Origin of the sequence: Rhodococcus sp. 3258 (assembly GCF_031456475.1) — a bacterium.
In the GTDB taxonomy this organism is placed as follows: Bacteria; Actinomycetota; Actinomycetes; order Mycobacteriales; family Mycobacteriaceae; genus Rhodococcoides; species Rhodococcoides fascians.
Genome location: NZ_JAVDUT010000003.1, coordinates 362364 through 385321, shown reverse-complemented (window position 1 = coordinate 385321; position 22958 = coordinate 362364). Strand labels below are relative to the sequence as shown.

Annotated in this window: 19 protein-coding genes; 14 read left to right on the top strand and 5 right to left on the bottom strand. The window is 65.6% G+C overall.

The window, feature by feature from the left end; genetic code table 11:
- Positions 1-639 (bottom strand): protocatechuate 3,4-dioxygenase subunit alpha, encoded by a 639-nt coding sequence (gene pcaG, locus J2X62_RS12675; protein ID WP_032384528.1) that lies wholly within the window; start codon positions 637-639, stop codon positions 1-3.
- On the bottom strand, positions 632-1348 hold the full coding sequence (pcaH, locus tag J2X62_RS12670; RefSeq protein WP_310180974.1) for a protocatechuate 3,4-dioxygenase subunit beta: 717 nt from the start codon (positions 1346-1348) through the stop codon (positions 632-634). The genes pcaG and pcaH overlap by 8 nt, the downstream gene beginning before the upstream one ends.
- 109 nt (positions 1349-1457) lie before the next feature.
- On the opposite strand from pcaH, the gene J2X62_RS12665 reads away from it, so the two are divergent.
- Positions 1458-2207: a CoA transferase subunit A gene (locus tag J2X62_RS12665; RefSeq protein ID WP_179271310.1), complete on the top strand. Its 750-nt coding sequence runs from the start codon at positions 1458-1460 to the stop codon at positions 2205-2207.
- Positions 2204-2887 (top strand): CoA transferase subunit B, encoded by a 684-nt coding sequence (locus J2X62_RS12660; protein WP_052056307.1) that lies wholly within the window; start codon positions 2204-2206, stop codon positions 2885-2887. Before J2X62_RS12665 ends, J2X62_RS12660 begins: the two co-directional genes overlap by 4 nt.
- Here the strand turns inward: J2X62_RS12660 and fdhD are convergent.
- The gene (gene fdhD / locus J2X62_RS12655; protein ID WP_222099692.1) at positions 2870-3709 is read right to left on the bottom strand and encodes a formate dehydrogenase accessory sulfurtransferase FdhD; all 840 of its coding nucleotides are present in this window, start codon (positions 3707-3709) and stop codon (positions 2870-2872) included. The two genes, J2X62_RS12660 and fdhD, sit on opposite strands and share 18 nt — an antisense overlap.
- A 60-nt stretch (positions 3710-3769) precedes the next feature.
- A complete protein-coding gene (gene malQ, locus J2X62_RS12650; protein WP_310180969.1) occupies positions 3770-5929 on the bottom strand; it encodes a 4-alpha-glucanotransferase in 2160 nt (719 codons plus the stop codon).
- Between the two features lie 184 nt (positions 5930-6113).
- Here malQ and J2X62_RS12645 point away from each other — a divergent pair, with 184 nt between their 5' ends.
- From J2X62_RS12645 to proB, 12 genes are all read left to right on the top strand, one after another.
- Positions 6114-6545: an anti-sigma factor gene (locus J2X62_RS12645; protein ID WP_027497563.1), complete on the top strand. Its 432-nt coding sequence runs from the start codon at positions 6114-6116 to the stop codon at positions 6543-6545.
- Positions 6545-7330, top strand: coding sequence for a SigB/SigF/SigG family RNA polymerase sigma factor (locus J2X62_RS12640; protein WP_032368200.1), 786 nt, complete (start codon positions 6545-6547; stop codon positions 7328-7330). Before J2X62_RS12645 ends, J2X62_RS12640 begins: the two co-directional genes overlap by 1 nt.
- A 49-nt stretch (positions 7331-7379) precedes the next feature.
- Positions 7380-9380, top strand: a complete 2001-nt coding sequence (locus J2X62_RS12635) for an alpha/beta fold hydrolase (RefSeq protein WP_310180963.1) — start codon at positions 7380-7382, stop codon at positions 9378-9380.
- A 9-nt stretch (positions 9381-9389) separates the two neighbouring features.
- Positions 9390-12062: a valine--tRNA ligase gene (locus tag J2X62_RS12630; RefSeq protein WP_310180962.1), complete on the top strand. Its 2673-nt coding sequence runs from the start codon at positions 9390-9392 to the stop codon at positions 12060-12062.
- Positions 12059-13489, top strand: coding sequence for a folylpolyglutamate synthase/dihydrofolate synthase family protein (locus tag J2X62_RS12625; protein WP_052053192.1), 1431 nt, complete (start codon positions 12059-12061; stop codon positions 13487-13489). The genes J2X62_RS12630 and J2X62_RS12625 overlap by 4 nt, the downstream gene beginning before the upstream one ends.
- On the top strand, positions 13486-13875 hold the full coding sequence (locus J2X62_RS12620; protein ID WP_032374440.1) for a DUF4233 domain-containing protein: 390 nt from the start codon (positions 13486-13488) through the stop codon (positions 13873-13875). The genes J2X62_RS12625 and J2X62_RS12620 overlap by 4 nt, the downstream gene beginning before the upstream one ends.
- A 67-nt stretch (positions 13876-13942) precedes the next feature.
- Complete coding sequence (ndk, locus tag J2X62_RS12615) at positions 13943-14362, top strand: nucleoside-diphosphate kinase (RefSeq protein ID WP_027497557.1); 420 nt, start codon at positions 13943-13945, stop codon at positions 14360-14362.
- Between the two features lie 487 nt (positions 14363-14849).
- Positions 14850-18449, top strand: a complete 3600-nt coding sequence (locus J2X62_RS12610) for a translation initiation factor IF-2 N-terminal domain-containing protein (RefSeq protein ID WP_310180955.1) — start codon at positions 14850-14852, stop codon at positions 18447-18449.
- Between the two features lie 233 nt (positions 18450-18682).
- Positions 18683-18994 (top strand): 50S ribosomal protein L21, encoded by a 312-nt coding sequence (gene rplU / locus J2X62_RS12605; protein ID WP_027497555.1) that lies wholly within the window; start codon positions 18683-18685, stop codon positions 18992-18994.
- 59 nt (positions 18995-19053) lie between these two features.
- Positions 19054-19317, top strand: coding sequence for a 50S ribosomal protein L27 (rpmA, locus tag J2X62_RS12600; protein ID WP_027497554.1), 264 nt, complete (start codon positions 19054-19056; stop codon positions 19315-19317).
- A 171-nt stretch (positions 19318-19488) separates the two neighbouring features.
- Positions 19489-20940, top strand: coding sequence for a GTPase ObgE (obgE, locus tag J2X62_RS12595; protein WP_032368196.1), 1452 nt, complete (start codon positions 19489-19491; stop codon positions 20938-20940).
- 62 nt (positions 20941-21002) lie between these two features.
- A complete protein-coding gene (gene proB, locus J2X62_RS12590; protein ID WP_370878787.1) occupies positions 21003-22082 on the top strand; it encodes a glutamate 5-kinase in 1080 nt (359 codons plus the stop codon).
- Here proB and J2X62_RS12585 read toward each other — a convergent pair.
- The gene (locus tag J2X62_RS12585; protein WP_032368456.1) at positions 22055-22873 is read right to left on the bottom strand and encodes a Sir2 family NAD-dependent protein deacetylase; all 819 of its coding nucleotides are present in this window, start codon (positions 22871-22873) and stop codon (positions 22055-22057) included. The two genes, proB and J2X62_RS12585, sit on opposite strands and share 28 nt — an antisense overlap.
- Positions 22874-22958: the final 85 nt, after the last annotated feature.

Below are 22958 nucleotides of genomic sequence, written 5' to 3'. Positions count from 1 at the left end.
TCACAGCGCGAAGAACGGGGTCTCGTCTCCGTCCGGATCGGTGTTCTGTAACACGATATCGAGGTGGTAGCCGCCGTCCACTGTGGTGGCGACGAGTCGGGCCCGCTTGTCGGCGGGCAAGGCGGACAGCACCGGATCGATTTCGTTGGCCTCGGCCTCGTCCGGGAAGTACATCCGCGTGACGACCCGCTCGAGCATTCCGCGGGCGAAGATTCCGACGTCGATGTGGGGCGCTTCGACGAGGTCGTTCTCGGCGGGCAACGGCCCCGGCTTGATGGTCGTGATCGTCATCGTTCCCCGTGCATCGGCAAATGCTCGACCGAAGCCGCGGAAACCCGCGACACGTGGTGCCACCGCACCCCGTGGATCGTCCGGATGGTCGAAGCGTCCGTCGGAGTCGGCCTGCCAGGTCTCGATCATGGCGTCGGACACCGGTTGACGTGCCCCGTCCACGAGGGTGAACGTCAGGGTGATCGCCTCGGCGGTGCCGGGAGGTACCACGTCCTGTCCGTCCGGCCACAGCAGACCGATGTGGACGTAGGGCCCGACCGTCTGAGAGGGCGTCTGACCGAACGGTGCGGTGGTGAAATCGGCACCGGTCACCACCGGGTACCGGGGAGCGAACTCGGGGTCAGTCATCGTGGTCGTCCTCCTCGAACGGGGTGGCGTTGCGTCCGCGCAGAACGATGTCGAACCTGAACCCGAGAGCCCAGTTCGGTTGTGTTGCTTCGTAATCGAAGGTGCTGATCATGCGAGCACGCGTGTCTTCGGGGGCTGCGTTGTAGATGGGATCCTGGAAGAACATGGGGTCGTCGGGGAAGTACATCTGCGTCACCAACCGCTGGGTGAATGCGTGACCGAACAGGGAGAAGTGAATGTGGGCAGGCCGCCATGCGTTGTGGTGGTTGCCCCAGGGGTACGCGCCCGGTTTGATCGTGGTGAACCGGTATCGGCCGTCGGCATCGGTGAGTACTCGGCCCACGCCGTCGAAATGCGGGTCGAGAGGTGCTGGCCAGCGATCACCCGAGTGTCGGTAACGCCCGCCCGCGTTGGCCTGCCAGACCTCGACGAGGGTGTTCGGGATCGCTCTGCCGTCGCTGTCGAGCACTCGTCCGTGCACGATGATGCGTTGCCCCTGCGCTTCACCACCCCGCGCGAGAGTCAGGTCGGCGTCGGAGTCGGTGACCCGTCCCTCGCCCAGAACCGGACCGGTGATCTCGGTCAATCGTTGGGGGAGAAGCGTCAACGGCTGCGCCGGATGCCGCAGGGCAGTGGTCCGGTACTCGGCGAAGTCGCGTGGTGCATGGACACCCGTCTGGTCCCGGTACTCGGGCGGGAGATGAAGCATCGACAGCTCCTGACGATCGTGGTGATCAAGCGCACTCGCCACCGTATACATGTGTTCGCATGGTGGCAACCTGTTCACATAACGCACATTGTCGGGTACCGTCGCTGCCATGTTGGACAAAGTCGTGGCCAGTGCCACAGAAGCGGTAGCGGACATCCCCGACGGGTCGTCGATCGCCGTGGGCGGGTTCGGGTTGGTGGGAGTGCCGGAGATCCTGATCGCCGCGGTGCTCGAGCAGGGAGCCACCGACCTCGAAACCATCAGCAACAACTGCGGGACCGACGGCTTCGGTCTGGGAGTGCTGCTGGCGCAGCACCGCATTCGGCGCACGATCAGCTCGTACGTGGGATCCAACAAGGAATTCGCACGGCAGTACCTCGGCGGCGAACTGGAGGTGGAGCTGACCCCGCAGGGCACCCTTGCCGAGCGGCTGCGAGCCGGTGGTGCCGGAATTCCGGCGTTCTTCACCCCCGCGGGTGTCGGGACGCAGGTGGCCGACGGCGGTTTGCCGCTGCGCTACGACGGCAGCGGCGGCATCGCCGTGGCGAGTCCGCCGAAGGAGACCCGGGAGTTCGACGGGGTCACCTATGTGATGGAGCGCGGCATCGTCGCGGACTACGCCTTGGTCCACGCCTGGAAGGGCGACAGGCACGGAAACCTGGTGTTCCATGCCAGCGCACGGAACTTCAATCCACCCGCCGCCGCGTCGGGTCGGATCACCGTGGCGCAGGTCGAGCACCTGGTCGAGCCGGGGGAGATCGGTCCGGACGAGGTGCACACCCCGGGCATCCATGTGCAGCGGGTCGTGCATGTCGGCCCGGTCGAGGTCGGCATCGAGCAGAGGACGGTACGAGCATGAGCGAGAAGATGTCCCGCGAACAGATGGCCGCCCGGGTGGCGCAGGAGCTCGGCGACGGGCAGTACGTCAACCTCGGAATCGGCATGCCGACCCTGGTGCCCAACTACATTCCGACCGACGTCTCGGTGATTCTGCATTCCGAGAACGGCGTGCTCGGCGTCGGCCCCTATCCCACCGAGGACGAACTCGATCCCGAGATCATCAACGCGGGCAAGGAAACCATCACGGTGCTTCCCGGCTCGTCCTACTTCGACTCGTCGCAGTCGTTCGGAATGATCCGCGGCGGCCAGGTCGACGTCGCCGTGCTGGGTGCGATGCAGGTCAGCGCCACCGGCGACCTCGCGAACTGGATGATCCCCGGGCACATGGTCAAGGGGATGGGTGGTGCCATGGATCTGGTGCACGGTGCCCGTCGCGTGATCGTCATGATGGAGCACGTCTCCCGGAAGGGTGAACCGAAGATTCTGCAGTCCTGCACTCTGCCGCTGACCGGAAAGGCCTGCGTGCACAGGATCATCTCGGACATGGCGGTTCTGGACGTCACCGACGACGGACTGCGCCTCGTCGAGACCGCGCCGGGAATCTCGGTGGACGAGGTCAGGAACGCCACCGCAGCCGAGCTACTCGTCGATGTTGCCAGGGAGTGGAGCCTGCGGAACGACTCAGGAGATACCGTCTGACACAAGGACGCGGTCGGCGCGGGAGTAGATGTTCATCGACCGGCCGCGGAGAAAGCCGATCACCGTCAGTCCCGATTCGGTCGCGAGATCGACCGCGAGAGACGACGGTGCGGACACCGCAGCAAGTATGGGGATCCCGGCCATCACCGCCTTCTGTGCCAGCTCGAACGAGGCACGGCCACTGACCATCAATATCGTGCCGCGCAGCGGAACTCGATCGTGCTCTGTGGCCCAGCCGACGACCTTGTCCACCGCGTTGTGGCGTCCGACGTCCTCGCGGAGGACGAGCATGTCGCCGTCCGCAGTGAACAGCGCCGCAGCGTGCAAGCCGCCCGTGGTGTCGAAGACCTTCTGCGCTGCGCGCAGGGTGTCCGGTAGCCCGGCGAGGGTATCGGACGTCACCACGACGTCGTCTTCGGCAGGAGAATGCTTGGTGCGCAACCGGATTGCGTCGAGTGATCCCTTGCCGCAGACCCCGCACGACGAGGTCGTGTAGAAATTGCGTTCCACCCCGGTCTCGGGGGCTGCTACGCCCGGTGCCAGCGTGACGTCCAGGACGTTGTAGGTGTTCGCGCCCTCGTCGTCGACGCCGTCGCAGTACCGCGCCGCAGCGATATCGACACGCGATGCAATGACGCCCTCGGTCAGCAGAAAACCGTGGGCCAGTTCGACGTCGTGGCCCGGCGTACGCATCGTGACGGCAAGGGCTCTGCCGTCGACGCGCAGTTCCATCGGTTCCTCCACCACCAAGGTGTCGGGACGGTCGACTCGGTGTTCGCCGCGTATTCGGACGACGGGTCTGCGAGCGGTGATCCGGCCCATCAGTGCCGACTCGATACGCGGCGACGTCGAAAGCTCATACCTCGATTGTGGACCCTCGCGTCATCGGTCCGACGACTCGGTTGCCATTGCCTGCACGAGCGACACCAATCGCGGGTGTTCGGCGAGGTCGTCGACCAGCACTGCCGAGCCGTCGGAGTCGGCGAGCGGGACCTTCCAGTTGCCGTACTGGGTCTCGTCCGTACCCGGTTGGTTCTGAATGCGATGTTCACCGACCGCGTCGACGAGAGCGACGCCGATCAGCAGCGACGGGCTGCGCTGGACCAACCGGTGCAACGCCTCGACGGTCTCGTGGTTGTCGGCATCGGCGGCGAGTAATCCACGGGTGCGGGCCAGGTCCAGGACCGCCTCTCGCGCACGGGAATCCACTTCCTTTTCCGCATCGATGTCGCGCTCGAGCAGGCCGAGTCGGGACCGCAGTTCGATGTGCTCGCCTTCGAGGTATCCAGCGGTGGGAGGCAGGTCGTGCGTCGTCACCGACGTCAGGCACAGAGTCCGGTAGTCCTCGGGCGGGATGGGTCCGGAATCACCGGCCTCGAACCACAGGATCGAGGTGCCGAAGATTCCGCGCTCGGTGAGGTATTCCTGCACCATCGGCTCGAACACCCCGAGGTCCTCGCCGACCACTACCGCACCCGCGCGCTCGGCTTCGAGGGCGAGGATGCCGATCAGCGCCTCGTGGTCGTATTCGACATACGTTCCGCCGCCGGCGTTCTCGGCCTCCTGCGGAATCCACCACAACCGGAACAGGCCCAGGATGTGGTCGACGCGGATGCCCCCGGCGTGACGCAGAATCGTGCGCAGCATGTCTCGGTACGGGACGTAGGCCATCTCGCGCAGTCGATCCGGATCCCATGGCGGCTGATTCCAGTTCTGGCCCTGTTGGTTGAAGTTGTCCGGCGGCGCTCCCACGGTGACTCCGGACACCAGCACGTCGCCGAGCGTCCACGCATCGGCCCCGCCGCGGGCGACTCCCACCGCGAGGTCGTGCATGACGCCGATCTCCATCCCGGCGTCGAGCGCGGCCCGCTGGGCAGCGGCCAGTTGCTCGTCGCAAATCCACTGCAGCCACATGTGAAAGTCGATGCGCCCGGCCAGCTTTGCGCGTTGTTCGAGGACGAAATCGGTGCGGGGGTGCGCTGCGCGATCGGTCCATGCGGGATCGTTCGGGCCGAACTTCTCCGCCAGCGCGCTCCACACCGCAAAATCCCGGAGCCCGGTGCCCTCGCGTTCGACGAACGCCCGGAACGCGGACTCGCGGGCCGGACTGCGCTCGACCTTGTGGACGCGTTCGAGGGCGCGGAGCTTGGCCTTGAACGTCGCGTCCCGGTTCAGCTTCTTGGTGCGAACGTTCGCCTTGTCGAATCGAGCCGCGGCATCCTGGATCTTGCCGAACTGCTTGGGCGAGAGCAGCGCCGTCTCCCGAATGTTCTCGACACGGATGTACAGCGGATTGAAGAAGCGTCGCGTGGTCGGTAGATACGGAGAGGCCTCCACGGGCGTCGTCGGCCGGTCGGCGTGCAGCGGATTGACCAGCAGATAATCGAATCCATGCACGCGGCCGGCGATGTCGACCATGTCCTCCAGGTCGGCGAGATCACCGATGCCCCACGAACGCGTCGAGCGCACCGAATACAGCTGTGCCAGCAGACCGGTACGTTGCCTGTCGGCAAGTTCGGCATTGGGCGACAACGACTTCGGTGTGACCACGACGACCGTGTCCGAGGTTCGGACGGTGTTGTCCTCACCGATCGTCGTCGCTGTGAGGCTGTGCCATCCCAGCGGGGCATCGCCGGGCACCACGAACGTGGCACGTCCGATCAGCCGTCCGTCCACCTCGCGCGGATCGACCCAGACGTCGGCCTGCGGTACCTCGATGGCGTCGCCGTCCTCGGACACCATCGACACTTCCACCGGATTGCCGTGTGGCACATGCACCCACACCGTCGCCTCGGTGCCCTGGGTCGTGACGACCACAGGAGGAAGCAGGCGACGCCACGGTGCGTTCTCGATGTCCTCCAGTGCCCGATCGACATCCTCGGTGGTCTCGGTTGCGTAACCGCGTGCAGCCAATACCTGCCGCAGGGTCGCGTCGCTCACGTCGTGCTCGGTGTCGTCCCAGCCTCGGTACGACGTCGACGTACCGAGCCGCTGGGCGAGAGTCCGTAGGGCCTGCGAGTAATCCTCATCCGAATGTGCCACGGTGTCGATCGTGCCAGTTCGACGGGCGCACGTCACCCGCACCGGTCGGCCGTTCACCGCAGGTTCGTTCCGCGGTGTGTTCGGGGGGCGACACTCGTGTACTGCGAGGGTTGAAAGCTTCCTCGCTGGGTAGTCTTGCTCGGCACACGAGAAACGAACTGCTTGGCGACGATGGGAAGTGCGGATGGCTGGGGTCAGCAAGATCGAAGAACTGGAGCGAGATTCCGGTGCACCGGTCGAGCTGAGGGTGCGCGCCGAAGCCGACCAATTGCCGGTTGTGCGGGCCGTCGCGGAGACTCTCGTGGTGCTCAGTGACTTCACTCTCGACGACATCGCCGACGTGAAACTCGTCGTAGACGAGGTGTGCTCCCAGCTCATCAAAGGTTCGGTCGCCGACGCGGAACTCTCGTGCAGGTTCTCCGTCAACGATGCCGGGATCCGAATCGTCGTGACGTCCACGCTGACTCCGACGTCGGTCCCGAAGCAGGACAGCTTCGGTTGGCACGTATTGCAAACTCTCGCAGACTCCATCGAACTCCGCGCCGACGACGCGATCGACGACGTTGCCGGCCGCACCGTCGCGATCGACGTGGTCAAGCGGAGGAGCAAGGTCTAGTGCCGGTGCCGCAGGAACGAAGCACACGGCGAGAGTCCGACGATTACAGCGACGTGGTCGCGCTGATCCAGCAGATGCAGGCGCTGGACGAGAATTCACCGCAGCGTTCCGTGCTGCGTGACCGCATCATCACGCGCTGCCTTCCTCTTGCCGAACACATCGCGCGCCGATTCGGTGGGCGCGGTGAAGCGCACGAGGACCTCTTGCAGGTGTCCAGGCTGGGTCTGGTCAATGCAGTCGACCGGTTCGACATCGAGCGTGGGTCGGATTTCGTCTCGTTCGCCGTCCCCACCATCATGGGCGAAGCACGTCGCTACTTCCGCGACGCCGGCTGGTCGGTACGGGTACCGCGACGCATGAAAGAGCTGAACTCGATGATCTCGCAGGCGGTGGGATCGTTGTCGCAGAAGCTCGGTCGCGCCCCGACCGCGAGCGAAATCGCCGCTGAGCTCGGGATCGACGTCAAGGAAGCATCGCAGGCACTGCTTGCCCGCAGCGCGTATCAGACCGTGTCGGTCGATTCGGTGGTGAGCGAGGATCGCCTCCCGCTGATGGACACGCTCGGTGCCGACGACCCGGAACTCGAGAAGATGGAAAGCTACCTCGCTGTGCGGCCCGCACTGGAGAAGCTGCCCGAGCGCGAGCGTCGCATCGTGGTGCTCCGGTTCTTCGGGTCCATGACTCAGACGCAGATCGCCGAAAAGGTCGGAATTTCGCAGATGCACGTGTCGCGCATTCTGGCGCGCACGCTCGCTCAGTTGCGTGAGGATCTCGGCGAGGACTGAACCGGACACAGCCGACGCGGAACGATCTGTTGCCACTACTGTCGTTCGCATGAGTGTCTACGACAACATCGACGAGTACATCGCGGCCCGACGTGTCACGGGGTTGGCGGTGGATCGCAGTGGTTCTCGTGCGGTCGTTGTCGTTGCTGCTCTGAGTGATTCGCGCACCGAGTACCGAACGTCGCTGTGGGAGATCGACGTGGACGGACGGTCTCCGGCGCGGCGAATCACCCACGGCGAGCTGGGCGAGAGCGCGCCGGTGTTCACCGCGTCCGGGAATCTGATGTTCTCGCGCCGCTCCAGCGAGGATGATCCGGCACAGTTGTGGATACTGCCCGCCGCCGGCGGGGAGGCCCACGTGGTCGAGACCCGGTCGGCGGGAATCGGTGACGTGCGAGCGGCTCGGTCCGTCGATCGGTTCGCCGGCTTCTCGCCGGTGTTCGGCTCGTCCACGACAGACGAGGACGACGACGGCCTGCGTACCGAGCGCAAGACGAACAAGGTGGATGCAATTCTGCACACCGGTGTGCCGGTGCGTTTCTGGGATCACGATCTCGGTCCCGCAACCCCGCATCTGTTCGCAGGCGAGACGGAAACCGACCTCGAGTCGGCACCACTGCGTGATCTGACGCGTGACGCGGCAGGCGCTCTGCAGGAAGCGGCCTTCGACATCAGCGCCGACGGCACTTTCCTCGTCTCCACGTGGTCGGTGCCCGGCCCGCTGGCAACCGTCCGCACGATACTGGTGCGCATCGACACCGGGACCGGAGAACGGACCACGATCGTCGACGACGCGGATGCCGATCTGGGTGCACCGGCCATCTCGCCCGACGGCCGTGCCGTCGCGTTCGTCCGTGAATCGATCTCGACTCCCGAACAAGCGCCACGAATGACGTTGCAGCAGTACGAGTTCGGTACGGACTCCGTCACCGATCTCGCTCCGGGCTGGGATCGATGGCCGATCGGTCCGGTCTGGCTGCCGGACGGGTCCGGCGTGTTGGTCACCGCGGACGACGACGGCCGGTCGCCGATCTTCGTGATCGAGGCGGGTGCGGAGCCGCGTCGTCTGACGCATACCGACGACGCGTACACCCACATCCATGTGTCGTCGGACGGAAAGCGCGTAGTCGCTGTGGCCGCCTCGTATCTGGCCGCCCCGCACCCGGTCTCGATCGACCTGTCCGACGGCACCGTGGTCGACCTCGACGCCGGAATCGACAACGGCCCGCTGCCCGGCACGTTGACCGAGATCGAGACCGCCGTCGAGGACGGCAGTCGAGTCCGAGGATGGCTGGCGTTGCCGCACGGTGTGTCGGACGATTCGCCCGCGCCGCTGCTGCTGTGGGTGCACGGCGGCCCACTGGGTTCGTGGAACACGTGGTCCTGGCGGTGGAATCCATGGCTGATGGTGGCGCGAGGGTACGCGGTGCTGCTCCCGGATCCGGCGTTGTCCACGGGCTACGGCCAGAATTTCGTGCAGCGTGGTTGGGGCGCGTGGGGCAGTGCCCCGTTCACCGATCTGATGGCGTTGACCGATGTGGCGGTTGCCCGAACCGATATCGACGACACGCGCACCGCCGCAATGGGTGGCTCGTTCGGCGGGTACATGGCCAACTGGATCGCCGGGCACACCGACCGATTCGACGCCATCGTCACCCACGCCAGTCTGTGGGCACTCGATCAGTTCGGACCGACGACCGACGCCCCGTGGTACTGGGCGCGGGAGATGTCCCCCGAGATGGCGGTGGAGAACTCTCCGCACCTGTTCGTCGCGGACATCTCGACGCCGATGCTGGTCATCCACGGTGACAAGGACTATCGCGTGCCGATCGGCGAGGGCCTACGGTTGTGGTACGAACTGCTCAGCGAATCGGGACTGCCCGCCGACGACGACGGTCAGACCGAGCACCGATTCCTGTACTTCCCCGGCGAGAACCACTGGATTCTGACGCCTCAACACGCCAAGGTCTGGTACGAGGTGGTACTGGCATTTCTGGCGGGGCATGTCCTGGGCGAGCGCGCGTCGATGCCGCGAATACTGGGCCACTAGAATCGACCGGTGACCAGTTCAGCGCCAGAGACCCCAGACAACCCAGCCGACCGTTTGCCCAAGAGCTGGGACCCCAGCGAGGTAGAGGCCGAGCTGTACCGGGGTTGGGTGGATGCCGGTTATTTCGAGGCCGATGCCACCAGCGACAAGCCGCCGTACTCCATCGTGCTGCCGCCGCCCAACGTCACGGGCAGCCTGCATATGGGCCACGCCCTCGACCACACGTTGATGGACGCGCTGAGTCGGCGCAAGCGCATGCTCGGGTACGAGGTGCTGTGGCTCCCGGGAATGGACCACGCGGGCATCGCCACGCAGTCGGTGGTGGAGAAGCAGCTCGCCGCCGACGGAAAGACCAAGGAAGAGTTCGGTCGCGAACTGTTCATCGACAAGGTGTGGGACTGGAAGCGCGAGTCGGGCGGCACGATCGGCGGCCAGATGCGTCGTATCGGCGACGGTGTCGACTGGAGCCGTGAGCGATTCACCATGGACGACGGCCTGTCCGAGGCCGTGCAGACCATGTTCAAGCGCATGTTCGACGACGGTCTGATCTACCGCGCCGAGCGGCTGGTCAACTGGTCGCCGGTGTTGCAGACGGCAATCTCCGACATCGAGGTGAAGTTCGAGGACGTCGAGGGCGAACTCGTCTCGCTTCGATACGGGTCGCTGGACGACTCCGAACCGCACGTCATCGTCGCCACCACTCGAGTGGAGACGATGCTCGGCGACACTGCTGTGGCGGTGCACCCCGACGACGAGCGCTACCGGGCTCTGGTGGGCACCACCCTCGAGCATCCGTTCACCGGACGACGAATACCGATCATCGCCGACGACTACGTCGATCCCGAATTCGGTACCGGCGCAGTGAAAATCACTCCGGCGCACGACCCCAACGACTTCGAGATGGGCGTTCGGCACTCACTGCCGATGCCGTCGATCATGGACAAGGCCGGCCGCATCGCCGATACCGGAACGCAGTTCGACGGGATGGACCGATTCGAGGCGCGTGTCAAGGTCCGTGAGGCCCTGGCCGAGCAAGGCCGAGTGGTCGCCGAGAAGCGCCCGTACCTGCACAGCGTCGGACACTCCGAGCGCAGCGGTGAGCCGATCGAGCCGCGTCTGTCGCTGCAGTGGTGGGTCAAGGTCGACACCCTGGCCAAGGCGGCTGGTGACGCAGTTCGTAACGGCGACACCGTCATTCATCCCAAGAGTCAAGAGCCGCGCTGGTTCGCCTGGGTCGACAACATGCACGATTGGTGCATCTCGCGTCAGCTGTGGTGGGGCCACCGAATTCCGATCTGGTACGGCCCCGACGGCGAGACGGTGTGCCTGGGACCGGGGGAGACCCCACCCGAGGGGTGGGAGCAGGACCCCGACGTCCTCGACACCTGGTTCTCTTCCGGCCTGTGGCCCTTCTCGACGATGGGCTGGCCGGAGGCCACTCCCGAACTGGAGAAGTTCTATCCGACCGGCGTACTCGTCACCGGCTACGACATTCTGTTCTTCTGGGTCGCCCGGATGATGATGTTCGGCACCTACGTCGGAGCCGACGACGCCATCACCGCAGGAAAGCAGGGCCCACAGGTTCCGTTCCGAGATGTCTTCCTGCACGGACTGATTCGCGATCAGTTCGGTAAGAAGATGTCCAAGTCTCGGGGCAACGGTATCGATCCGCTCGACTGGGTCGACCGCTTCGGTGCGGATGCACTGCGGTTCACGCTGGCCCGCGGTGCCAACCCGGGTGCCGACATGTCCGTCGGCGAGGATCATGCGCAATCCTCGCGCAACTTCGCCAACAAACTGTTCAACGCCACCAAGTTCGCCCTGATGAACGGCGCAGCGCCGGCCGAGCTGCCGTCGCGCGCCGCACTCACCGACGCCGACCGTTGGATCCTCGACCGACTCGATCAGGTTCGAGCAGAGGTGGATTCAGCATTCGATCGCTACGAGTTCAGCAAGGCGTGCGAGGCGCTCTACCACTTCACGTGGGACGAGGTCTGCGACTGGTACCTCGAAATTGCGAAGGTGCAGTTCGCCGACGAGAGCATCGCCGAATCCACCCGTGGAGTCCTGGGCAACGTGCTCGACGCGGTGCTACGCCTGCTGCACCCGGTCGTCCCGTTCGTGACCGAGACCCTGTGGAAGGTGCTGACAGGGGGCGAGTCCCTGGTGGTCGCCACGTGGCCGACCCCTGCCGCCGATCCGGTCGATCCTGTTGCCGCGCAACGCATCGAGGACATGCAGCGCCTCATCACCGAAATTCGTCGGTTCCGCAGCGATCAGGGGCTCAAGCCCTCGCAGAAGGTCGCCGCTCGCATCGTGGGAGTGGGCGACGCCGACCTGGAGGGCCAGATCTCGGCAGTGACCTCGCTGGCCCGGTTGACCGAGCCGGGTGCGGACTTCGCGGCGACGGCATCGGTGGAGGTGCGTACGAGCAAGGCCACCGTCGTCGTCGAGCTCGACACCTCGGGCACGGTCGATCTGGTCGCCGAACGCGCGCGACTGGTGAAGGATCTCGCCGCTGCGGAGAAGGAGTTGGCCCAGACGACCGGCAAACTGGGCAACGAGGCATTTCTGGCCAAAGCCCCGGATGCGGTGGTGGACAAGATCAGAACTCGTCAGACGATCGCTCGCGAAGAGATCGCGCGCATCGGCGCGCGCCTCGAATCGATGGGAACTAAGTGACCGAGCCGGACGACGCCCTGCCGTCACCACCACCGACCCCGGTCGACCTGGCCGAGCTCGCACTCGTCGAGGCCGAGCTCGACAAGCGTTGGCCCGAAACGAAGATCGAGCCGTCTACCGCCCGAATCTCGGCGCTGATGGACCTGCTCGGTTCTCCGCAGAAGGCGTATCCGTCGATCCACGTGGCCGGAACCAACGGCAAGACGTCCGTCACCCGCATGATCGATGCGTTGCTGACCGCTTTCCATCGGCGTACCGGCCGCACCACCAGCCCCCATCTGCAGATGGCTACCGAGCGGATCAGTATCGACGGCCGTCCGGTGTCCCCGCGCACCTACGTGGACACCTACAACGAGATCGCACCGTTCGTCGAGATGATCGATGCACAGTCCGAGGCCGCCGGTGGACCGCGGATGAGCAAGTTCGAGGTCGTCACCGCCATGGCATTCGCGGCCTTCGCCGAGGCACCCGTCGAGGTCGCCGTCATCGAAACCGGGCTGGGCGGCCGCTGGGATGCCACCAACGTGGTCGACGGTGAGATCGCCGTCATCACCCCGATCGGTCTCGACCACGTCGAATTCCTCGGGGACGATCTGTCCACGATCGCGGGGGAGAAGGCCGGCATCATCAAGAAGGCACCGGAACTACTCGTGCCACGGGACACGGTGGCCATCCTCGCCAAGCAGGAACCCGAGGTGTCCGAGGTCCTGCTTCGTGCGGCGGTGCAGGCAGACGCTGCCGTGGCACGGGCCGGATCGGAGTTCACCGTTCTCGGTCGGCAGATAGCCGTGGGCGGACAACAGCTGGAGTTGCAGGGGCTGGGCGGTGTCTACACCGACATCTTCCTGCCGTTGCACGGAGAGCACCAGGCGCACAACGCCTCTCTCGCTCTCGCAGCAGTCGAGGCATTCTTCGGGGCGGGCCCGGACCGTCAACTCGACCAGGACACCGTGCGCGAAGCCTTTGCGACCGTGGTCAATCCCGGTCGTCTCGAGCGAGTACGCAACGCGCCCACGGTGTTTCTCGATGCCGCGCACAACCCGCACGGGGCCGCTGCACTGGCGGCCGCCCTGACCGACGAATTCGACTTCCGCAAACTCGTCGGAGTCGTCAGTGTCATGGCGGACAAGGATGTCGGCGCGATCCTCGAAGCATTGGAACCGGTGTTCGACGACATCGTCGTCACCCACAACGGGTCCGGTCGAGCGATGGATGTCGACGCGTTGGCCGACATAGCCGTGGCCAAGTTCGGCGACGAGCGGGTCGTGGTGGCGTCGACGCTGCCCGATGCGCTCGAAACGGCGATCGGGTTGGCCGAAGAAGTGGCCGAGCCCGGCGAAGCCGTGTCCGGTGCCGGGGTCGTCGTCACCGGCTCGGTGGTGACCGTGGGTGCAGCGCGCACGTTGTTCGGAAAGGATCCCGCGTGAGCGAAGCAGAGTTTCGACCACCGACAAACGACCCGTGGAAGGGATTTCGCGGTGTGTCGGCGGGCACACTGGTACTGGAAGCGATCGTGACTCTGCTCGCTCTTCCGGTCGTGGCGACTCTCGGCGGCGGCGCAACGTGGTTCTCGACCACCTATATCGTGGCGCTCGCCGTGGTGATGATTCTGGCCGCGGGGAAACAGGGCGAACCCTGGGCGATGAAGCTCAACCTCGCGTTGCAGTTCTTCGTGATGGCCGGGGCCGTGTTCCATCTGTCCATCGGTGCCGTGGGTCTGATCTTCCTTGCCGTGTGGCTGTATCTGCTCTATCTGCGCCGGGACATCACCGAACGCATTCGACGCGGCATGCTGCCCGGGCAACGCGACTGACACCGGACCGGTCGGTTGGGGCCATGCGCCGCGCGACCGGGTGCCGGTGTCCATTACTGTCGTCGACGTGACCGATCGCACCCTAGTACTGATCAAGCCAGACGGAGTTGCCCGGCGTTACGTAGGAGAGATCCTCGGCCGCGTGGAGAAGAAGGGTCTGAGCATCGTCGCCCTCGAGCTCAAGACCGTCTCTCGCGACGTGGCCTCGGCTCACTACGCGGAGCACGAGAGCAAGCCGTTCTTCCCCGACCTTCTCGAGTTCATCACCTCCGGGCCCGTGGTGGCCGCGGTTCTCGAAGGCCCCCGTGCCATCGAAGCCTTCCGTCAGATCGCCGGCGGCACGGATCCGGTTGCCAAAGCAGTTCCCGGCACCATCCGAGGTGACCTGGCCCTCGACGGTCAGCAGAACCTGGTACACGGATCCGATTCGGTGGAATCCGCAGAGCGCGAGATCGCCCTGTGGTTCCCCGACCTGACCGCCTCCTAGAAGCCCGTCGCAGAGCACTTCCGCAGTCACGCCGCACCCGCTCGAAGTCCGATCGGTGCGGCGTGGCTCGTACGGATCATCGCGTGTGGGATACTCGACGGAGATCGACCCCACAGCACTTGTACGTTCACACGCTCCACCTCTGTTCAGCTCCACCGAAGTTCGCTAGAGAAAAAGTGCTCGTGGGATCGATCGGATGACTGTCGTCGACCCGCTGCCCGTCATCGCAGAGTCGCGAACGAGAGACAGGCTCGTTCGCGTTCATGCTTGATGATCAGGCGCTCGGATCGCCGAGACACCACCATCCAGCCAGGCACTGCACACGCCGTCGTCGGCCACCGAGATTCACGAGGTGGCTCACACGATTTGTGGAGAGCGAGACCGAACAGCTGACGTCCAACCCGACGTGAGTACACAAGGATTGCCCTCGCGTGGCCGCGTCACACCCGATTTCGGATGAACGCGCCCGGGGGCCCGAGGAGACTACGTGGCCGATCAAAGCCCGCCCGAAGATGTACAGAGCACGAACGCAGGAAATCCGGAGGACACCGACGCGGTGTCGTCCGCGAAATCCGACGCGGTTTCCGTGCAACCCGACACCATCGAATTGCCGACCAGGCTGCGTGTGCATGCACTGGCGAAGATTCTGGGTGTGACCAGCAAGCAGTTGCTCGTCACTCTCGGTGAGCTAGGCATCGAAGCCCGCAGCGCGCAGTCGAGTCTGAGCCGAGACGTTGCCGAGTCGGTGCGCGATTCGGTGAACGGGCCGACCGCACCCGCCCCCGATGCCTCCGCAGCGGAGTCGCCGGCACCGGATGCGTCGACAGACCAGCAGCCCGAGCCCGCATCGGTCGAGGTCCCGGCCGAGACGGCTCCCTCGGTAGAGGTCCCCGCTGCCGAGGCAACGCTGTTCACCAGCGCGCCCACGGCCGAGCCCGAGGCGGCCCAACCCACGGCCACGACCTTCGCGACGCCGGTGTTCTTGCAGCCGGCAGCGGCAGAGCCCGCAGCAGAATCGGCGGATGCGCCGTCCGAGGCCCCCGCACGGCGTCGACGTAGCCGCAAGGCCGCACCCAAGGACGAGGCACCGTCCGACAACAACGCTGCGTCCGACAAGGCCACGGACGAGCCCGCCACCGGCGAGTCGCCCGTCGCGGAGAACGTCTCGACGGTCACCTCCGACACCGCCGCGCAGGACACCGCTGTGTCCGGTGCTCCCGTGTCCGAGTCCGGTGCATCGGATGCGTCGTCCGACGAGTCCGGGGCTTCCTCGGCAGCGGACGGCTCGGGAGACGACGACGACCAGTCTCAGCCCCGTCGCCGTCGCCGCGGTCGCCGCGGTCGTGGGCGGGGACGCGGAGAGCAGTCGTCCGACGACAACTCGTCCGACGACAACTCGACCGACGAGGATTCGGACGACACCGACTCCGAGACGGACAGCAGCACGTCTGCCTCTTCGTCAGACGGCGAGTCCACCGGAGTGGACGAGTCCGACGATTCCGATGCCGACGAGACCTCCGGCGACGACCAGCCCTCGAGTTCGGGACGGCGTTCGCGTCGCTCGCGGTCACGCGGCCGCGGGTCCGATCGACAGAACGCCACGACCGACGCCACCACCGACGGGTCGGACAAGCAGGGTGAGGACAGTGACGACGAGTCCGAGTCCGGCGCTCAGGACAACTTCGGCGACTCCGACAACGGTGATTCCGACAACGGCGATTCGGACGGAGACGGCTCGAGCCGTCGTCGTCGGCGTCGCCGCCGTCGTAAGACCGGAGCCGAGGCCGCGGCAGAAGCAGCTGCGTCGTCCGAGGACGACCCGCCCAACACCGTCGTGCACGAACGCGAGCCGCGCAACAAGAGCCGCGCACCGCGCGACGAGGTGCAGGGCATCTCCGGTTCGACTCGGCTCGAGGCCAAGCGGCAGCGTCGCCGTGACGGCCGCGATGCCGGGCGACGTCGTCCGCCGATTCTGACCGAATCGGAATTCCTCGCTCGTCGCGAGTCGGTGGACCGCGTGATGGTCGTTCGCGAGAAGGCCACCCCGGACCATCCGTTGACCACGCAGGTCGCCGTGCTCGAAGACGGCGTTCTGGTGGAGCACTTCGTGACCAGTAGCGCCACCGCCTCGATGGTCGGCAACGTCTATCTCGGCCGCGTGCAGAACGTCCTGCCCAGTATGGAAGCAGCGTTCATCGACATCGGACGTGGTCGTAACGGTGTGCTGTACGCAGGCGAGGTCAATTGGGACGCTGCCGGTCTCGGCGGAAGCGCGCGCAAGATCGAGCAGGCCCTCAAGCCGGGCGATCAGGTTCTGGTGCAGGTCAGCAAGGACCCGGTGGGCCACAAGGGCGCTCGCTTGACGACGCAGCTGTCGTTGGCCGGACGCTTCCTCGTCTACGTTCCCGGTGGCAGTTCCACCGGCATCAGCCGCAAGCTGCCCGACACCGAGCGCAAGCGACTCAAGGAAATTCTGCGCGACATCGTTCCCCCCGAGGCCGGCGTCATCATCAGGACCGCAGCCGAGGGCGTCAGCGAGGAAGAACTCGCGCGTGACGTGACGCGGCTGCAGGCCCAGTGGGCCAGCATCGAAGAGCGGTCCGCGGACGCAGAAACGGGCAAGGGCGTGCAGCCGCAGACGCTGTACGAAGAGCCCGACATGCTGGTGAAGGTCATTCGCGACCTCTTCAACGAGGACTTCTCGAAGCTCGTCATCGAGGGTGACAAGGCGTGGACGACCACGTCGAACTACGTGGAGACCGTGGCTCCGGACATGATGGAGCGCCTGCAGCGCTACGAGGCCAACGGCAGCTCCGTGGACGTGTTCGCAGCTCACCGCATCGACGAACAGCTGGCCAAGGCCCTCGATCGCAAGGTGTGGTTGCCCTCGGGCGGCACGCTGGTGATCGATCGCACCGAGGCGATGACGGTCGTCGACGTCAACACCGGAAAGTTCACCGGCTCCGGCGGCAACCTGGAAGAGACCGTCACCCGCAACAACATCGAGGCGGCCGAGGAAGTCGTTCGGCAGATGCGTCTGCGCGACATCGGCGGCATGATCGTCGTCGACTTCATCGACATGGTGCTGGAATCGAACCGCGATCTGGTGCTACGCCGCCTGACCGAGGCGTTGGGCCGTGATCGGACCCGTCATCAGGTGTCGGAGGTGACCTCGCTCGGTCTGGTGCAGATGACGCGCAAGAAGCTCGGCACGGGGTTGGTCGAGGCCTTCTCCACCACGTGCGAGCACTGCCAGGGTCGCGGAATCATCGTGCATCCGTTCCCGATCGACGCCAAGCCGGACTCCGACGGTGGACGCCCGAGCTCGTCACGTTCGGACTCGAACGGTTCGGGCAACGGCAGCAGGCGTCGACGCGGCAAGGACGCCAAGTCCGATGGAAACGATCGGTCCGACAACACCGAGCGGTCGACGCCGAACGGACAGTCGGGCACGACGGACGGGACCGACCACCCGGTGGTCGACCCGTCGATCAAGCGGGCACACCCCGTGGCCCTGGCGATGGCAGCGCACCACGACGACGTGGTCGCCGATGTCAGCCCCGCAGAGGTCTCGCAGGCACCGTCCGGCACCGCCGGCGACAAGGACGAGTCGGTCACCGTGGTCTCGGCGGAGGACGTGGCTGTCGCGGCAGCGGCGAACGAGGACGCGGACGTCGCGCAAGCAACCGTGGACAGCGCGCAGGCTCACGAGCCGGTGCCGGCTGCAGAATCCGTCGGCGACGGCGGTTCCGCGGATACCGGGGCGACGCAGTCCTCCGACGACACCCCCGCCCAGCCGGAGCCGGTGGTGGCCACCCCACGACGGGGCCGACGGGTGGCTCGGAAGGCCGCCGCGCCGACCAGTGCTGCGCCGGATGCCGGTTTGCTGATGGTGGTTTCGGCCACGGCAGACGCCGACGATGGTGCCGACGCAGGTTCGGGTAGCGGTGACACGGTGGCCGATTCAGCGCCGCTGACAGCGGCGGCGGAGCAGCCTGTCGAGCAGGTGGACGTGCCGACCGCACGTCCGCGCAGGAGACGGGCAGCGGCACGTCCGGCAGGCCCGCCGGTGGACATCGATGTGTAGGGGTCGAGGCGGTTTGACCCTGGCCGTCTCTCTGCCGTAACCTTGATAAGTCGCTCCCGGTGACACTGTCTTGTTGTGCCTAGCGGTCCTGCAAGTGGAAACAGTTCTCGAGTGGTTCGGATGCAGTTCGGTCCGGATCGGCCGAATGGGAGCAAGCAAACACGTTTTACCAGACCAGTCGCGGTGCCATGCGCAACGCGAGCAAGTTCGAAGAAGCAAGGGGTAGCCCTCCGATGGCAACGTACGCGATCGTCAAGACCGGCGGAAAGCAGTACAAGGTCGCTGTTGGTGACCTCGTCAAGGTCGAGAAGATCGAGGGAGCGCCCGGCACTGCTGTCTCGCTTGCTCCGGTCCTCGTCGTAGACGGATCCGACCTGACCACAGATGCAGACAAGCTGGCAAAGATCTCGGTCGCCAGTGAGATCGTCGAGCACACCAAGGGCCCGAAGATCCGCATCCACAAGTTCAAGAACAAGACCGGATACCACAAGCGTCAGGGACACAGGCAGAAGCTGACTGTCCTCAAGGTCACCGGCATCAAGTAACCAGGTCTTACCGGACCCGAGTTCTTTTCAGCTGATTCACCCCGAGGAGGGTATGCAACATGGCACATAAGAAGGGTGCATCAAGCTCCCGTAACGGTCGCGACTCGAACGCACAGCGCCTCGGCGTCAAGCGTTTCGGCGGCCAGACCGTCGGCGCAGGCGAGATCCTGGTCCGCCAGCGCGGCACGCACTTCCACCCCGGCGTCAACGTCGGCCGTGGCGGCGACGACACCTTGTTCGCACTCGCTCCCGGCGCAGTCGAATTCGGTGCCAAGCGCGGACGCAAGACCGTGAACATCGTTCCGGTCACTGTAGAGGCCTAGTCCTTCTGCAGCTCGCGCTCACGATGACCGGCACGGCAGGCAACTGCCCGGGTCGGACGTCCACCGCGCACGTTCACAGCTCCCGATAGGGGCGGACCAGGGTCACGAGACCGGTCCGCCCCTATCGCTTTTTTCACCCCGTTTTTCTTCCAGAAAGGATCGAAGACAGCTATGTCACGATTCATCGACCGCGTGGTGCTGCACGTCAGCGCCGGCAAAGGTGGCAACGGCTGCTCTTCGGTTCACCGCGAGAAGTTCAAGCCTCTCGGCGGCCCGGACGGCGGCAACGGCGGTCAGGGTGGCGGAGTCATCTTCGTCGTCGACAGCAACGTCCACACATTGCTCGACTTCCACTTCTCCAGTCATGCGAAGGCCGGCAACGGAACTCAGGGCATGGGCGGAAACCGCGAAGGGGCCAACGGAGAGGACCTGATTCTCAAGGTCCCCGACGGCACCGTCGTGCTCGACAAGAAGGGCAACGTCCTCGCCGACATGATCGGTGAGGGAACGCGTTTCGACGCCGCTCCCGGCGGGCGCGGCGGGCTCGGCAACGCAGCACTGGCGTCCAAGGCTCGTCGAGCGCCCGGTTTCGCTCTGCTCGGCGAAGAGGGCATCGAACGCGAACTCGTCCTCGAACTCAAGTCCGTCGCCGACGTCGGCCTCGTCGGATTCCCGTCGGCCGGTAAGTCCTCGCTGGTTTCGGTTCTTTCCGCAGCGAAGCCGAAGATCGCCGACTACCCGTTCACCACACTGGTGCCCAACCTCGGTGTCGTCTCCAGTGGAGACACCACGTTCACCGTCGCCGACGTCCCCGGACTGATCCCCGGCGCGAGTCAGGGCCGCGGTCTAGGACTGGACTTTCTGCGTCACCTCGAGCGATGCGCTGTGCTTGCACACGTAGTCGATTGCGCGACACTGGATCCGGGCCGTGACCCGATCTCCGACGTCGACGCTCTCGAAGCGGAGCTGGCGGCCTACAAGCCGGCCCTGTCCGGTGATGCCAGCCTCGGTGATCTCGCCGACCGGCCCCGCATCGTCGTACTGAACAAGGCAGACATTCCCGAGGGTGCCGAGCTCGCCGAAATGGTCACCGCGGAATTCGAGTCTCGCGGCTGGCCGGTGTTCACCATCTCCGCAGTGACGCGCGCCGGTCTCAAGCCTCTGACGTTCGCGTTGGCGAAGCTCGTCGAGGATTACCGCACAGCTCACCCGGCACCGGAGCCGCGGCGTCAGGTGCTGCGTCCCGTCGCACGAAACGACGACAGCTTCAAGGTCGTCAAGGATCCGGACATCCCGGACGGCTTCATCGTGCGCGGTACCCGTCCGGAACGGTGGGTGCGCCAGACGCAGTTCACCAATGACGAGGCCGTCGGCTACCTCGCGGACCGCCTCGCTCGGCTCGGCGTCGAGGATGCACTGATCAAGGCGGGCGCTCAGCCGGGCGCGTCGGTCACCATCGGCGACGTGTCCTTCGATTGGGAACCGCAGACCCCGGCCGGTGTCGAGATCACGATGACCGGTCGCGGCACCGATGCTCGACTCGATCAGGTCGAGCGCATCGGTGCCTCCGAGCGCAAGCACGCCCGTCAGGTTCGCCGCGGGCTCGATACCGAACAGGAGTAGACGAGGTGTCGGTGCGTGAATCCGATTCGCCCGCAGAGGCTCTCACCGATACCCGTCGTACGATCGCCGACGCCAAGCGCATCGTGGTCAAGATCGGATCCTCGGCGCTCACCAGCCTCGATGCCGGTCTCGATCTGGCTCGACTGGACCTGTTGGCCGACGCCATCGAGTCGCGGATGCGTAGCGGCACCGACGTGGTCGTCGTCTCGTCGGGCGCGATCGGTGCAGGCATGGCACCACTCGGCCTCACCAGACGCCCACGTGACCTCGCAACGAAGCAGGCTGCGGCGAGCGTAGGGCAGCTTGCTCTGGTCAACGCCTGGAGTTCGTCGTTCCACCGGTACGGCCGCACGGTCGGGCAGGTGTTGCTGACCGCCGAGGACATCGCGCGGCGAACCAATCACCGTAATGCCCAGCGCACCTTGGATCGGCTACGGTCGCTCGGCGCAGTAGCGATCGTCAACGAGAACGACACCGTGGCCACCGCCGAGATTCGGTTCGGTGACAACGATCGGTTGGCGGCACTCGTGGCACACCTCGTCGGTGCCGACGCGCTGTTCCTGCTCTCGGATGTGGACGGGCTCTACGACGGTGACCCGCGTAAGGGTTCGGCCACGTTGATCCCCGAGGTGACCAGCCCGGAGGATCTGGACGGCGTCGTCGCCGGGTCCGGGGGAGCGCTCGGTACCGGCGGTATGGCCTCCAAACTCTCTGCTGCGCGCCTGGCGGCCGACGCCGGGGTTCCGGTGCTGCTGGCCGCGGCATCCGATGCTGCTCACGCTCTGACGACGTCCGCAGTGGGCACCGCCTTCGCGGCGCGCCCGACGCGGTTGTCGGCACGAAAGTTCTGGGTGCGGCATGCGGCCGACGCGGCAGGTGAGCTACACCTCGATGCCGGCGCCGTGCGAGCAGTCGTCGAGCGGCGCAGGTCGTTGTTGTCTGCGGGGATCACGGCCGTGTCCGGTTCTTTTCACGGCGGAGACGTCGTCTCTCTCGTCGATACCGACGGTGTACTGGTGGCCCGTGGGGTCGTCGCCTACGACTCCGGGGAGTTGTCCGGAATGCTCGGGCGGTCCACGGGGGAGTTGGCCGCGGAGCTACAGCGTCCGGTGGTTCACGCGGACGATCTCGTCCGCGCCTGATCGGACGCGTCGGCCAGCGCTGTCGCTGTTTCCGAACAGCCGGTATGCAGTGTGAGAGAGGCGAATTCGTCGCCACGGGTAGAACCCCGATTGACGATGACAACGGGCGTGCCGGTCTTGAACGCGTGTCTGACGAATCGCAGGCCCGACATCACGGTCAGCGAGGACCCCAGCACCAGCAGCGCGTCGCTGCGATCGACGAGGTCGAAGGCCTCGGCGACGCGCGGTTTGGGGACACTCTCGCCGAAATAGACGATGTCGGGTTTGAGTATGCCGGAACAGGATTCGCAATCGACCATCCGAAAATGCGCGGTGGACGAGATGATCGCGTCGGCGTCGGGTGCGATCTCGACGCCCTCGGCCGGAGCAACGGATTCGACGAAGCCGGGGTTGGCTCGATCCAAGCGTCTGGCCAACTCGAACCTCGACACCAACCGCTCGCAGTTCAGGCAGCGCACGCGGGCGTAGACACCGTGGAGATCGATGACGTTGCGGCTGCCGGCCTTGGTGTGCAGCATATCGACGTTCTGGGTGATGATGCCGGTGACGACTCCTGCGCGTTCGAGACGGGTCAGGGCTCGGTGGCCGTCGTTGGGCACTGCCGCGTCCATGTGTCGCCAACCCACGTGATTACGCGCCCAGTAGTGCCTTCTGAACTCGGCATCACCGATGAACTGCTGAAAAGTCATCGGATTGCGCGGTGGTGACTTCGGACCCCGATAGTCCGGAATTCCGGAGTCGGTCGACATGCCGGCACCGGTGAGCACTGCAACAGTTCTTCCGTCCAGCATCGAGAGCAATTGCCGATACGTTTCCGCGGGCGCGGTCGGAGCTTTCACCTCGTCCAGGATAGCGAAGAGTCGTGTCACGCATCGA

Coding starts and splice junctions, on each gene's coding strand:
- pcaG (WP_032384528.1), bottom strand. CDS start 639: ATGACTGACCCCGAGTTCGCTCCCCGGTACCCGGTGGTGACCGGTGCC.
- pcaH (WP_310180974.1), bottom strand. CDS start 1,348: ATGCTTCATCTCCCGCCCGAGTACCGGGACCAGACGGGTGTCCATGCA.
- J2X62_RS12665 (WP_179271310.1), top strand. CDS start 1,458: ATGTTGGACAAAGTCGTGGCCAGTGCCACAGAAGCGGTAGCGGACATC.
- J2X62_RS12660 (WP_052056307.1), top strand. CDS start 2,204: ATGAGCGAGAAGATGTCCCGCGAACAGATGGCCGCCCGGGTGGCGCAG.
- fdhD (WP_222099692.1), bottom strand. CDS start 3,709: ATGGGCCGGATCACCGCTCGCAGACCCGTCGTCCGAATACGCGGCGAA.
- J2X62_RS12645 (WP_027497563.1), top strand. CDS start 6,114: ATGGCTGGGGTCAGCAAGATCGAAGAACTGGAGCGAGATTCCGGTGCA.
- J2X62_RS12635 (WP_310180963.1), top strand. CDS start 7,380: ATGAGTGTCTACGACAACATCGACGAGTACATCGCGGCCCGACGTGTC.
- rplU (WP_027497555.1), top strand. CDS start 18,683: ATGGCAACGTACGCGATCGTCAAGACCGGCGGAAAGCAGTACAAGGTC.
- rpmA (WP_027497554.1), top strand. CDS start 19,054: ATGGCACATAAGAAGGGTGCATCAAGCTCCCGTAACGGTCGCGACTCG.
- obgE (WP_032368196.1), top strand. CDS start 19,489: ATGTCACGATTCATCGACCGCGTGGTGCTGCACGTCAGCGCCGGCAAA.
- J2X62_RS12585 (WP_032368456.1), bottom strand. CDS start 22,873: ATGCTGGACGGAAGAACTGTTGCAGTGCTCACCGGTGCCGGCATGTCG.